10 protein-coding genes are annotated in these 12,150 nt (G+C 62.4%); 3 read left to right on the top strand and 7 right to left on the bottom strand.

What is annotated here, in order from left to right:
• The first annotated feature begins 242 nt into the window (after window positions 1–242).
• A complete protein-coding gene (locus E5K02_RS07065) occupies window positions 243–980 on the top strand; it encodes an SDR family oxidoreductase (RefSeq protein ID WP_135393419.1) in 738 nt (245 codons plus the stop codon).
• A gap of 76 nt (window positions 981–1,056) precedes the next feature.
• On the opposite strand, the gene E5K02_RS07060 is transcribed toward E5K02_RS07065, so the two are convergent.
• The 4 genes from E5K02_RS07060 to E5K02_RS07045 form a co-directional block, all read right to left on the bottom strand.
• Window positions 1,057–3,840, bottom strand: a complete 2,784-nt coding sequence (locus E5K02_RS07060) for a TonB-dependent receptor (RefSeq protein WP_135393417.1) — start codon at window positions 3,838–3,840, stop codon at window positions 1,057–1,059.
• 221 nt (window positions 3,841–4,061) lie between these two features.
• Complete coding sequence (locus E5K02_RS07055) at window positions 4,062–4,571, bottom strand: 2'-5' RNA ligase family protein (RefSeq protein WP_135393415.1); 510 nt, start codon at window positions 4,569–4,571, stop codon at window positions 4,062–4,064.
• 1 nt (window position 4,572) lies between these two features.
• Complete coding sequence (gene pncA / locus E5K02_RS07050; RefSeq protein ID WP_135393413.1) at window positions 4,573–5,190, bottom strand: bifunctional nicotinamidase/pyrazinamidase; 618 nt, start codon at window positions 5,188–5,190, stop codon at window positions 4,573–4,575.
• A 33-nt stretch (window positions 5,191–5,223) separates the two neighbouring features.
• Complete coding sequence (locus E5K02_RS07045; RefSeq protein WP_135393411.1) at window positions 5,224–6,081, bottom strand: hypothetical protein; 858 nt, start codon at window positions 6,079–6,081, stop codon at window positions 5,224–5,226.
• A gap of 238 nt (window positions 6,082–6,319) precedes the next feature.
• On the opposite strand from E5K02_RS07045, the gene E5K02_RS07040 reads away from it, so the two are divergent.
• Both E5K02_RS07040 and hutI read left to right on the top strand, forming a co-directional pair.
• Window positions 6,320–7,441, top strand: a complete 1,122-nt coding sequence (locus E5K02_RS07040) for a spore photoproduct lyase family protein (RefSeq protein WP_240737180.1) — start codon at window positions 6,320–6,322, stop codon at window positions 7,439–7,441.
• 75 nt (window positions 7,442–7,516) lie between these two features.
• Complete coding sequence (gene hutI / locus E5K02_RS07035; RefSeq protein ID WP_135393409.1) at window positions 7,517–8,815, top strand: imidazolonepropionase; 1,299 nt, start codon at window positions 7,517–7,519, stop codon at window positions 8,813–8,815.
• A 97-nt stretch (window positions 8,816–8,912) separates the two neighbouring features.
• On the opposite strand, the gene E5K02_RS07030 is transcribed toward hutI, so the two are convergent.
• The 3 genes from E5K02_RS07030 to E5K02_RS07020 are packed head-to-tail and all read right to left on the bottom strand — an operon-like array spanning window position 8,913 to window position 12,105.
• Window positions 8,913–9,887, bottom strand: a complete 975-nt coding sequence (locus E5K02_RS07030) for a hypothetical protein (protein WP_135393407.1) — start codon at window positions 9,885–9,887, stop codon at window positions 8,913–8,915.
• Window positions 9,888–9,925: 38 nt separating this feature from the next.
• Window positions 9,926–11,560, bottom strand: a complete 1,635-nt coding sequence (locus tag E5K02_RS07025; protein WP_135393405.1) for an outer membrane beta-barrel protein — start codon at window positions 11,558–11,560, stop codon at window positions 9,926–9,928.
• Complete coding sequence (locus E5K02_RS07020; protein WP_135393403.1) at window positions 11,557–12,105, bottom strand: RNA polymerase sigma factor; 549 nt, start codon at window positions 12,103–12,105, stop codon at window positions 11,557–11,559. Before E5K02_RS07020 ends, E5K02_RS07025 begins: the two co-directional genes overlap by 4 nt.
• Window positions 12,106–12,150: the final 45 nt, after the last annotated feature.

The raw sequence follows: 12,150 nt of genomic DNA, 5'->3' as shown, positions 1-12,150 counted from the left end.
CCGCAAGCCCGGCTCGAAGGACTGGGCCGGGCTACGGCCGGCAAGAAGCAACAGGCCGAGGGGCGAGTAGCAAACCGCACAGAGGCCAGAAAATAGGACAGGGAAAAACGCAGCAGTTGGTAAACATGGGGCCTTAATCCGTAAAAAATTCGGGCCGGCAGATGAATTGCTTCAACAAAAGCGGGTAGTGGGAAGTAGTATCCTGCATACTCGTTTCTAACTCTAGCACTGTTTTCTTCTTTATGAATTTAGCCGCAAACACCGTGTTGATTACCGGCGGAGCCTCCGGTATTGGCTTTGCCCTGGCCGAGCGTTTTGTCCGGGCCGGCAGCGAAGTTATTGTCGTGGGCCGCCGCGAGGACAAGCTACGCGAAGCCCAGGCCAAGCTGCCCGGCCTGCATACCCGCGTCTGCGACGTAGCCGTGGCCACCGACCGGCAGGAGCTGCTGCAATGGGTCAAAGCCGAGTTTGCGGGGGTAAACGTACTGCTCAACAACGCCGGTATTCAGAACCGCCTGCAACTGGCCGACGACACGGAGGACTGGGAAGCGCGCCGCCAGGAAATCGTTATCAATCTGGAGGCGCCCATTCATTTGAGCATGCTGTTTATTCCTTTCCTGAGCGGGCAGCCTAATCCGGCCATTATCAACGTTACGTCGGGTTTGTCGTTTGCCCCGGCCGCGTTTGCCCCCATCTACAGTGCTACCAAGGCCGCCCTGCACTCGTTCACGCTTTCGTTGCGCCACCAGCTGGCCGCTACACCCATCCAGGTGCTGGAAATTGTGCCCCCGGCCGTGAATACCGACCTGGGCGGAGCCGGGCTGCACACCTTTGGGGTACCCGTCGATGCCTTTGCCGATTCCATCATGGAGCGGCTGGCCGCCGGCGAGCAGGAGGTAGGCTACGGTACTTCCGAAGAGGTGCGCCAGGCTTCGCGCCAGGAGCTGGACGCCCGCTTCAAGCTGATTAACAACCGGTAAGCAACAGGCCGAAAAAGCCGGAGCGGGCCGTATCTGGTACGACCCGCTCCGGCTTTCTTATTGAGGTAAGGGCCGCTTATTGTACGTTTACGAGCACGCCCAGGAAGGCTAAGCGCCCGATCTGGGGGCCGCCAATAATCTGGATGTTGTTCGTGTTGAACAGGTTCGACACGCCCGCCTGGAAAGTGGTAGCCAGCTCGGGCAGAGTATAGCCCAGGTAGGCGTCGGTGGAGCGGTAGGCGCGCAGGGTGCCGGTGGCAAAAGGCAGCTCCTGCCGGTGGCCCTGGGCCCAACGGTAGTTCAGGGCGTAGGTCAGCTGGGCCACCGTGCCCTGAACACCCAGGTTGAACTTGTGCTTGGGCGTATTGAAGAAGGTTTGAAAATCGGCGGGCAGATTGCGGCGGTCCAGCACGTTGAGGGTGTAGTTGCCGTTCAGGCGCACTGGTTTGCTGAGCTTGTAGGCCAGGTCGAGGGTCGCGCCCTGGGTGCGCACCTGCTGAGCGTTGTTGTACCAGGTGAAGATGAAGCGCGTGGGTTTGCTGCGGTCGGCCAGGGCGGGCAGGCCTTCGTCGAGCTGCTGTTGGGTGGGGCGGGTCCCGTCCACGTTGCCGACGAAGGTACGGCCACCCACAAAGTCGGTGTAGAGGCTACGGAAATAGCTTATGTCGGCGTAGAGCTTCGGCCATAGCATGCCTTTGTAGCCCGCCTCCACGGTCGTCGAATGCTCCAGAGCCAGCTTGGGCAGACGAATTTCGAAGGCCGACAGCGGAATGCCGGGCGTCCCGTAGGGGTTGCCGGCCGCATCGGTAAAGCCGTAGCCTTCAAAGCCGCGGCCGATATTGCCCAGCACGATAAAAGACGTAACGTCGGAATGGGCGTACTGCTCGAGCTGGGAGGGGCTGCGGTAAGCGCCGGCGTAGCTGGTCCGGAAGTTATGCCGTTTGTCGGGCCCGAAGCTATACACGGCCGAGGCCCGCGGCGACAAAGCCGGCGAGAAGTTCTTGAAGTAGTCGACCCGCCCGGCCAGGGCCAGCTTCAGGTGGTCCTGCAGCAGGGTCTGGGTCAGCTGCCCGTAGGCGCCAAACTCGTAGTTGCGGATGCGGCCCTGGTTGAAGTCATTGAAGAGCTTGCCCCCCGAGCCCAGGCGGTATTCGCGGTACGCGCCCCCCAGAATCAGGTCGGTGCCGAAGTCGGACACGCGGAAGCTGCGCTGGGCGCTGATGTCGTTCAAAAAGGAGTTGAAGTTCTGCTGGGCCCCGCGGCCGGGCTGGTCATCGGCAGTGAGTTGGGTGCGCAGCTCCGCAAAGCGCGGATCCGAGGACTTCAGTTGAGTTGCATTCGCCGCCTGTAAAGCGGCCGCCTGGGCTTGCTCTTTGCTGATTCCGGGCGTGGCCAGGGCTTGTTTGTAGGCGTTGTTGTAGGTAATAAAAAACACCTGGCTGTAGCTCAACGGGCCGTACGGGGTGTTTTCCTGGGCCGTAGCATGTTGCACCAAGGCGCTGAGCTGAGTCAGCTCATAGGTGCTGCCGGTGAAGTCTTCCGTGGAATACGCCCGGATGAAGCCCCTGGAGCTTTTCAATTCGGCCCGGTACTGGTTCGTGCCCAGGCCCTTCACCCGAAAGCGGCTGATGTTTTGGTAGGTGGAAGTGCCCGTGGCGTGCTTGGCTTCCAGAGTCAGCTTCAGGTCATCCTTAATCAGGTACGATAAGGCCCCCTGCAGGCGGTAGGAGCGGGTCTGCTGGTCGTTGCCGATGAGCTCCTGCTCGGTGAAGCCGGGCATATACGCCGTTTTGCCGTACAGGTCGGGGTGGGTGCCACCGGGCAATTGCCGCGTGCTGTTGAACTGGTAGGCAATTTCCCCGTGACGGTTCACCGCATCGTAGCCCAGCGGGGAGCCGGCCGGATTTAGAGAAAAACTGACGGCCTCGTAATTATTGGCAATCCAGTCGTTGGCCTGGAAGGCACTGGCGTTGAGCTTGAGGGCCCACTTGTCGCCGAGCTTGTGGGCATAGCGCACCTGCCCGTCCAGCAGGTTGCGCTGCCCGCCGCGCAAACGCACGCTCAGGCCCTCGTAGACAAACGGGTCCTTGCTGTTGAACAAGACCACCCCGCTCAGGGCATTGGCCCCGTACAAGGCCGAGGCCGGTCCGTGAATCAGCTCGATGCTTTCCATGTCCAGCTCGGGAATGCCCACCAGGTTGCCCGGGCTCAAATTCAGGCTCGGCAGGGCCGTGTCCATGTAGTCGACCAGCTGGATGACCCGCTCGCTCTTGGCCGTGTTGAAGCCCCGGGTGCTGACGCTGGTAAAGAGCATCGAGGCCGAGTTTACGTCCACGCCCGGCAGCTGGCCCAGCCCGGCCAGCACCTCCGGCGTGCTGAGGCGCTCCAGCTGAGCGGCGGTTACTTTGTCGATGGTGAAAGAAGTACGCAGGATGTTCTCCTCCACCCGCGAGGCCGATACGACCGTGGCATTAACGGTCGCCGCACTGGGTACCAGTCTGATAACTAAGTCGTGATTGGCTTCGGTAAGGGTTATTTCCTGGGATTCGTAGCCCACGAATGCAATGGTGAGCGTGACGGGGCCTTTCTCGAGCGAGACATCCAGGTGGAATTGGCCGAGCTGGTTGGTACTGGTGCCCACGAAGGAGCCTTTCAGGAAGACCGTCGCGCCGGGCAGCGGTTCGCCGGTGTCGTTGAGCACCATGCCGCCCACGGCATCCGCAGCGGGAAGCAGGGTAGTGGCTGTAATTGGATGTTTCGGAGAGGCAACTACGCTACTGGCAGCACCGGGCGGGGCAGCCGCCGCTGGTACAGCGCCCCGAATCAGCGCTGCGGTAAAAAGTAGGCCAATATGTTGCATGCACAGGGTGTGGTAGGCTGAGGGCGGCGAATTTCAAATCTAATTGAGATTCTATCAATATCAAAGCTAGCAAGCCTGGCGCAATGCTTTCCAATTATTCGGTGAAGCCGGGTTCCGGACGGGGCAAGACAGACTGGCAATCGACCAGCCTGTTCCTGCTTTCGAGTAGGGTAAGGGATATAAGGTTAAATATGATAAAATTAATATTTGCTTTTGGTGCTCTATCCGCCGAAAGCAAAGCTGCGCAGCCATTCCCAGGGGCCGTTGCGGTAAGCCCAGAGCTGGAGGCCCACGCCCGTAGCGGCAAAGGGCTCAAATCCGGCAGCTAGCTGCTCGTGCAAGGCCCGGGCTACTTCGGGGCGCACCTTGTTCTGAATAGTCACGTGGGGGCGGCGCTTCTGCTGATCCTGGGGCGTTAGCCAGGCCCACCACTGCCGCTGCAAGTCCCGGTGCAGGCGCTCCAACTCCTGGCTGCTTACCTGGTAGGCCACGCCCTGACCCAGAAACTGCAGCCCCGGCACCGTCAGGGCCAAGGGCGCCTGGTTTTGCGCCAGCGTGGTCAGGGTTTCCTCGATTTGGACTTGCTCGGTGCCGGGCAGGTGGTGAAACAAGGTGAGGTGGGCGGCCAGAAAATTCCGCTCCGGCGGGAAGTGCTGCTGACGCAGGTCGTTGAAAAACCGGGTAGCCGGCTCGTCCAGGGCCAGGGTCAGAATCAGGGGTGCTGACGTCATATCAGTGGCCACCCAGCACCGCCGTGCTGTGAATGATGTGGCCGCCGAGCTGTTCTAAATCAGCTTTGGCCTGGGCAAAGCCTTCGGGCGAAATAGGGCGGGTGGCGTCCTCAATCAGATACGTGTCAAACCCTTCCTGCAGGGCATCCTTGGCCGTAAAGTACACGCAGTAGTCGGCGGCCAGGCCGGCCACGTACACCTGCTGCACGCCCTTGCCCCGCAGGTAGTCGGCCAGCCCCGTGGCTTTGCGGTGGCCGTTGTCGTAAAATCCGCTGTAGCTGTCAATTTCCGGGTCGGTGCCTTTGCGGAAGATGGTTTCGATGCGGTTGGCATCCAATGATTCGGCCAAAGCCGCCCCGGCCGAGCCCTGCACGCAGTGCACCGGCCAGAGCACCTGGGGCAGGCCGTGGAGGTCAATCTGTTCGAATGGCTGCCGCCCGGCGTGATTGGCCGCAAAGCTCTTATGGTTCTGCGGGTGCCAGTCCTGGGTAGCCACGACCAGGTCGAAGTGGGGTTGCAGGGCGTTGGCCAGGGGCACCACGGCGTCGCCTTCCGGTACGGCCAGGGAGCCGCCGGGTAAGAAATCGGGTTGAATATCAATGAGCAGCAGCGCTTTCATGCGGGGTAGAGGTAGGGCCCCGGCCGCCTGACTTTAGGGTTTGGGCGGGGCAGTAGGAGTAAGAACTTCGGCCACTAAACGCCAGCCGCGGGCTTCCAGTTGCCACACGTGCAGGTAGCCCCCCTGGTCGGAGGGAGTTTGGGCCGAAAGATACGTGCCGTAGGTATAACCCAGCTCGCCGCTATGAGCTACGCGGCTGCCTTGGCTGGTAAAGCGACGAACCGGGTCGGCGGCCAGCACCGGGGCAATGGCGGCGGGAGTGGTCAGGGGTGGGTGGGCGTCGCGCAGCAAACGGGCCTGGGGGCTGAGCCAGGCCGCGTAGCCTGAACCCGCGCCCCGGTCCTGAAGAGCGGCCGAGAGTTGCTCGTCCAGCTTGGGCAGGTTGGCCCGGCGCCGCTTACTCATGGGAGTCGGCCGGCTCGGCGCGGCAACCTGCGTGGGTAGGTCGGCGGAAGCCGGGGCGGGGTGCGACACGCCCACGTCGAGCAGAAACTTGAAGCTGCCATCGGGCTGCCGGCCCCAGAGCGTAAAAAACTGCCCGTGGGCCACGCGCTTGCCCTCCGCCTGCTCGATGTACCAGGGCCCGGTGGTGTAGCCCAGGTCGGTGGAGTTGGCAATGCTCGCAAAAGCTGGTCCCCAGATGAGCTTGGGCGCGTTGGGCTGCTCGGGCCGCTTTTGCCAGCCGGGCTTGGCCAGTTCCGGCTGGCCATTGTTGAACATGATGGCTGAATCGGCCATGCTGGCCAGAAAGGCCTGTTTGGTAGTTGTTTGGATGGCGGCCTGGGCAAAGCTGCGCTCAGCGGCTATCAGTTGCTGTAGGGGCTCCTGGGCCGCAGACCGAAGCGTAACCAGGAAAAAAGCGGCGCTGAGGAAAGGTAGTTTCAAAGCCATAGTTGGGGAAAGATGCGGTGGAAACTAAGCAGGAAGCAAGCGTGCTGAGGGCTCTTGTAGGTAGGATGCACGCAAGGGGGCGAACCGCTGCTTGGGCCAGGGTGCGGAGCCGAAATAAATACTTGATTAGTGTTTTAATGTACTGAAAGTCAATGGTTAAATATTCTGATTAAACGGACTGTTCGGGACTTTATAGCCCGCCGCAAGTGTTCTATATCTACACCAGCTACCCGTTTTGATGCTAGATTCCGGCACCTTCGTTCAGCTTTCCGAAACCCTGCTCACCGACCAGCCTGCCCCCGTGCCTCAGCCCCTGACGCACTCGGCCCGCCTGTGGCTGCCCAAGCGGGTTTTGTTTACCCCCGACGCCCTCGACGAGCCCTTTGGGCAGCAGATGCTGGCCCGGGCCGAGGCGCACAACCTGGAAATCGAGCTGCTGAAGAGCAACCGCCTGACCGGCCTGCGCGGCGCCGACGCCCGCGAAACCTACCGCAATGCCAAGAACACGCTGGCCGTGGTATGCGCCCCGCCCAGCGCCCTGAAGCTGCAGCCCACGCCTCCGTCGGCCGACTGGCAGATGAACCTGGCCGAAGGCTGCCCGGCCCACTGCCAGTATTGCTACCTGGCCGGCAGCCTGCAGGGGCCGCCGGTGGTGCGCGCCTATGCCAACCTGCCCAAGCTGCTGGCCGGCACCGCCGCCTACGAGCAAGCCGGGCGCCGCACGTCCTTCGAGGTCAGCTGCTACACCGACGTGCTGGGTATTGAGCACCTGACCGGTAGCCTGGCCGAATGCATCCGCTACTACGGCACCCGGGAAGGCGCCCAGCTGCGGTTTGTGAACAAGTACGACCAAGTCGATTCCCTGCTCGACCTGCCCCACAACGGGCACACCCGGGCCCGGTTTAGCCTGAATGCCGAGCCCATTGCCCGGCGCCTCGAAGGGGGCACGGCTTCCGTAGAGGCGCGGCTGCAGGCGCTGCGGAAGCTCGCCTTACCCCAGGAGCAGGGTGGAGGCGGCTACCCGGTAGGCGTGGTGCTGGCTCCCATTATGCCCATTCCGGAGTGGCGGCAGCACTACACGGCGCTGCTCGACCGGCTAGCCGCTACGCTTGATTTTCCCTGCGACCTGACCGTGGAAATGATTAGTCACCGCTTCACGCCTGGCTCCAAGGACGTACTGCTGCAGTGGTACCCGAATACCTCCCTGGACCTGGATGAGGCCACCCGGGCCGTGAAACGGAACAAGTTTGGGGGCACCAAGTACGTGTACCAACCCGATGATATGCGCACTCTTAAGCAGTTCTTCTTCACGGAGTGGCAGCGCCGCTTCCCGTACGCCCCGATTCAGTACTGGACTTAATGTGTTGTTAGCCAATTAGGTCGGTTTCGTAAGGCCGAAAAGGATACGTCAGGTGCTGGCGTATCCTTTTTTTATATGAGTAGTTTGGGGCCGCAACCCGTTTCCACCCCGGGCGCCTCGTACTCCGTGTCCTACACCCTGCTTATTCGTAACTGCGGTCAGCTGCTGACGCTGGCCGGGGGCCGGCCTAACCGCCCCTTGACTACCGACTGGCTTACGCTCCACGATGCCTACGTAGCCTGCCGTGGCTCCAAAATCGTGGCGGTCGGACGCATGGGCGAGCTGGATGAAAGCCAGATTACAACCGACACGCAGGTGCTGGACGCCCAGGGCCGGGTGGTGATGCCGGGGCTGGTAGAGTGCCACACGCATTTGGTATTTGCCGGCAACCGGGCCCACGAGTTTCAGCGCAAGCTGCAGGGCGAGTCTTACCTGGATATTCTGGCCTCGGGCGGCGGTATTCTAAGCACGGTGCGCGCCACCCGGGCCGCCTCCGAGGCCGAGCTGCTCGACCACGCCCTGCGCCACCTGCGCGACTTCCGGCGCTACGGCGTCACGACGGTGGAGGCCAAAAGCGGCTACGGCCTCGACAAGGAAACCGAGCTGCGCCTGGTGCACGTGGCTCAGCAGGCCGGCCAGCAGCAGCCCGTGCGGGTGGTGCCCACGTTTCTGGGTGCCCACGTGGTGCCGCCCGAGTTTCAGGGGCGCCCCGCCGACTACCTCGACTATCTGGTGCGCGAGGTGCTGCCCGAACTGCAGGGAAAAGCCGCCTTTGTAGACATTTTCTGCGAGCAGGGCGCCTTCAGCGTGGCCGATTCGCGGCGCTACCTGCAGCAGGCGCAGGCCCTGGGGTTCTGGTTGAAAATCCACGCCGAGCAGCTCCACGACATGGGCGGCTGCGCCATGGCCGCCGACCTCGGGGCCGTCAGCGTCGACCACTGCGACTACCTCAGCCTGGAGGACGCGGCCCGGCTGGGCAACGGGGGCGAAGGCCAAACCATTGCGGTGCTGCTGCCCCTGGTGCCCCTGTTTCTGCGCCAGGAAAAGTACGCGCCCGGGCGGCAGTTTATCGACCGGGGCCTGCCCGTGGCCATCAGCACCGACTTCAACCCCGGTTCTTGCCCGAGCAAAAACCTCTGGCTGGCCCTGTCGATGGCCTGCCTGAAAATGGATTTGACGCCCCGGGAAGCCATTGCCGGCGTAACCATTAATGCCGCCTGGGCCCTACGGCTGGAATCTGAAATCGGCAGCATTGAGGTCGGCAAGCAGGCCGATATTCTGGTGCTCGACGTGCGCGACTACACCGAAATACCCTACTGGCTGGGCGAAAACCCGGTGCGGCAAGTAGTTATTGGGGGCTGCCTACAAGACTAACCCATGAAAACAAAAACGGCAGCCACCAGCTGCCGTTTTTGCTTCATAAAGCGTGACGAGAATAAGCGAATTAACTCGGTAAGAATAAAAGCGGTTTTTACAGCTGGTTGAGGTCATCAACCATGGCGGCGGAAGTGGTTTCCTTCAGAACGGGGGCAAACGGCACTCCGGCCTGTATGGTGCCATCTTGGCGGCCGTAGTACAGCTTGCCATTGAGCGTGCGGATAACCACAACGCTGACGGCCAATCCTTCCGGCACGCCCGGGGCCTCGAACGTATCGGGGGCCTTGAAACTACAGATGCGCAAAGAGCCATTGAAGGTGCGGAACACGGCAAATACCATCGTATTCTTGATCGGGTCAATGTCGCCGCCGGTTACTTTCACCGTAATGGCCGTCCGCGGATTGGGGCTGCTATAAAACTTGTCGCAGTTCAGCCAGCCAATGCCACTGTTGTAGAGCAAGCTGCTGACCGTAATGACGTTGCCGGTTGGGGTAGGCGCAATGGTAGCGCCCGAGCTCGGGTTGTTCAGGGTCCAGTCGAAGCAGGCCGGAGCCCCGCTGCCGCCACCCCCGCCGCCCACAAACAAGCGCATCGAGTCGGGCGAGGCAACGTTGGGCGGGGTTTGGGTCTGCAGCCGGATGGTGGCGCCCGTTGCCAGGGTAATCGACGAATCCTGGTCGGCGCGCAGGTACACTTCCCCCGCCGATTCGAGCAGCCGTCCGCCCGAAACGGTGGGCATGCTGCTGAGCACCATGTCGGCTCGTTTGAAAATCTCGCGGAACGAGAGCTGAACGGGTCCGCTCACCACCCGTCCGTTCTTCACAAAAGCGTTGGCCGGAATCGAAATAACAGTGCCTTTTGCCCCGGTGAAGGTATTGGCGCGGCTCGGGTCGTAGGTAAAGGTCTGCACGGGCGCGCCCAGCTGGGAGTAGAGCTGCTGCAGGTTGGCCGGGGCGGTGGGCGTGGGGCCCGTGCTGCCGTCGTCGCAGATAACCACGCCGGGGTCGAACTGGCAGGCGGGCAGCAGGCCACCGAAGGCTAGGAGGGAAGCAAGCAGTAATTTTTTCATTGTCGAGGAGTAGCTAGTCAGAAAGGATAGGGAAGGAATTAGTGCTTGCGTGGGTCCAGGTCCCAGCTATAGCCAGCCTGCAGGCCCAGGCTCCAGGGCCGGCGGGCCGCCCGGCCACTCGTCGGCGTGGTAAGAGAGTTCAGGAAAACCTGTCCTTGCGGGCGAATAGTGAACCACTGACCCAGGGCAAACTGGTAGCTGGCAAACGCCCCGCCGGTGAAAAGAAGGTTGGTGCGGGTAAAGGGACTTTCTTTGGTAGAGGTGGCCCAGTTTGTTTGCCGACAGTTGCAGGCCGAGCCTTCCGTGGTTTGGGCCCCGGCCAGAATACCCAGTGCGCCGCCGCCCAGCACCCCATAGCGCCAGCGCGGGTTGCCGCCCAAAGTGAGTTGGGCCTGCACCGGGATGGTGAAGAAGCGGTACACATCCCGAAACTTGGTTTCCACCAAATTTTCCGAGGCAGTTTTCTTGAGTTGGTAATTCAGGGAAGTGGCATATTCGGCGTAGCCCAGGCCCGCACTTACCGATAGTTGGCGCGACAGGGCATAGGTAGCCGTAGCCTGCCCGTTGAAGCCCAGGCTGGGCCGCTCCAGCTGCTCGAGCTGGGTAGGCGCCCCCCCCAGGGCACGGTAAGTAACCCCCGAGCCGAACAGTAGCTGCCCGCTCCAGTTGCGTAGGCGTAGCTCACGTTTCGAGAGGCGCTTGCGAGGCGCGCGCCGGGCGTGCTCCACCTCGGGTTCCTCCACGGACAGGGCCGCGGGGCGTACGGTCCGCAAGGCCAGGGGGGCATTGCTGATTTTCGGCAGTCGGCCGCGGCGCCGGGTGCTGACACTGCTGGTTTCCAGGTCGGCTGCTTCTGCTGCCTCGGAGCCGGCAACAACTGGCTGGCTGGCAATGGTCCGGCTGCGGAAAGTGCCTTTGGCCTGGCGGGCCGCTGCCGGGTAAGCAGCTGGTTCACCACTCCCATTCCGGGTGCTCAAACGAGCAGCCCGCCGAGTTGCTGCACTGCTGGCGAGCAGGCCCGAACTCAGAGCCGCTTTCCGGCGACTCGGGCGGGCTGCTGGGCTCGTGGCAGCATAGGCAGCCGAGGCGGTGGCGTCAGGGGTGCCGGTGGCTTCGCTAGCCGAAAGCCGACGGTTCCGTCTTTTTGAGGCAGCAGCTTCCGGTGGCGTAATACCAATCCGGCTGCGGTCGGCTGGTCCGGTTCCGGCCCGGGCCAGCGTGCCCACGGACCGGGAAGTAGCAGCAGGGGCTGCTAAGGAGGGTGATGTAGTAGCCGATAGGGCCCCGCGGGCAGCCGTTTCGGTAGCAGCAGGGGCAGTAGCGGTTGTGGTAGCGGTAGTAGCTGGTGGAGCCGTGCCCAGGCCAGCGCCCGTTCTTGGCCCGGTAGCCGGAACTGTAGTCCGGCTGGTCCGCTCACCGGCGGTACCCAGTTCGCCCGTCGCCACCGGGGCTGAACCCGAGGTGAAGAAGGGCTTCCATTGCTTGGTGCCCACCGTGAGGCTGACGACAACCATAGCCGCTAGCAGGAGCAGCAAGGCCGGCCGGCGCCGCCGTTTGCGGATGGGTACCTGCTCCCGGATGCCTGCCCACACGGTTTCGGGTGGGGCGCTGCCATAGCCTTCCAGCTTCTGGCGTAAGTCGTGGTAGAATTTTTCCGATTCGAAATCAGTCATGGTAGTGAGATGTGAGCCTGCTGCTGCAGGCGTTCCTCCAGCAGGCGTCGGGCCCGGGAGAGCTGCGACTTGCTGGTGCCTTCCGAAATGCCCAGCAACTCGCCGATTTCGGCGTGCGAGTAGCCTTCGATGGCGTAGAGGTTCAAAACAGTGCGGTAGCCGGGCGGCAGGGCATTCATCTGCCGCACCACGTCGTCGGCCGAAAGCTGGTCGAAGGGGGTGCCGTCGGGGTGGTGCACCTCGTTGGCTTCCTCGGCCTCCAGCTGGGGCCCCCGCTGCTGATGCTGCCGCCACAGGTTGAGGGAGGTGGTCACGGCGATACGCCGGGCCCAGGCCTCGAAGGGTCCCTGGTGTTGGAACTGGTCGAGCCGGGTAAATATTTTGACAAACGTGAGTTGCAGCGCGTCCTCGGCCTCGGCCCGGGAAGGGCAGTAGCGCAGGCAAACGCCCATGAGCTGGTAGCCCAACCGCTCGTAGAGGCCGCGCTGTGCTGCAGGCCGGCCCCGGCGACAGCCTTCTACAAGTGCGTCAATTGATTCGGCCATAGGCAGCTGATAGGCAAGGTAAAAATAGGATTCGCTAGCGTTCTG

Origin of the sequence: Hymenobacter metallicola (genome assembly GCF_004745645.1) — a bacterium.
GTDB classification, from domain to species: Bacteria; Bacteroidota; Bacteroidia; order Cytophagales; family Hymenobacteraceae; genus Hymenobacter; species Hymenobacter metallicola.
This window is presented reverse-complemented; position numbering and strand designations above follow the sequence as displayed.

Coding starts and splice junctions, on each gene's coding strand:
- E5K02_RS07065 (WP_135393419.1), top strand. CDS start 243: ATGAATTTAGCCGCAAACACCGTGTTGATTACCGGCGGAGCCTCCGGT.
- E5K02_RS07060 (WP_135393417.1), bottom strand. CDS start 3,840: ATGCAACATATTGGCCTACTTTTTACCGCAGCGCTGATTCGGGGCGCT.
- E5K02_RS07055 (WP_135393415.1), bottom strand. CDS start 4,571: ATGACGTCAGCACCCCTGATTCTGACCCTGGCCCTGGACGAGCCGGCT.
- pncA (WP_135393413.1), bottom strand. CDS start 5,190: ATGAAAGCGCTGCTGCTCATTGATATTCAACCCGATTTCTTACCCGGC.
- E5K02_RS07045 (WP_135393411.1), bottom strand. CDS start 6,081: ATGGCTTTGAAACTACCTTTCCTCAGCGCCGCTTTTTTCCTGGTTACG.
- E5K02_RS07040 (WP_240737180.1), top strand. CDS start 6,320: ATGCTAGATTCCGGCACCTTCGTTCAGCTTTCCGAAACCCTGCTCACC.
- hutI (WP_135393409.1), top strand. CDS start 7,517: ATGAGTAGTTTGGGGCCGCAACCCGTTTCCACCCCGGGCGCCTCGTAC.
- E5K02_RS07030 (WP_135393407.1), bottom strand. CDS start 9,887: ATGAAAAAATTACTGCTTGCTTCCCTCCTAGCCTTCGGTGGCCTGCTG.
- E5K02_RS07025 (WP_135393405.1), bottom strand. CDS start 11,560: ATGACTGATTTCGAATCGGAAAAATTCTACCACGACTTACGCCAGAAG.
- E5K02_RS07020 (WP_135393403.1), bottom strand. CDS start 12,105: ATGGCCGAATCAATTGACGCACTTGTAGAAGGCTGTCGCCGGGGCCGG.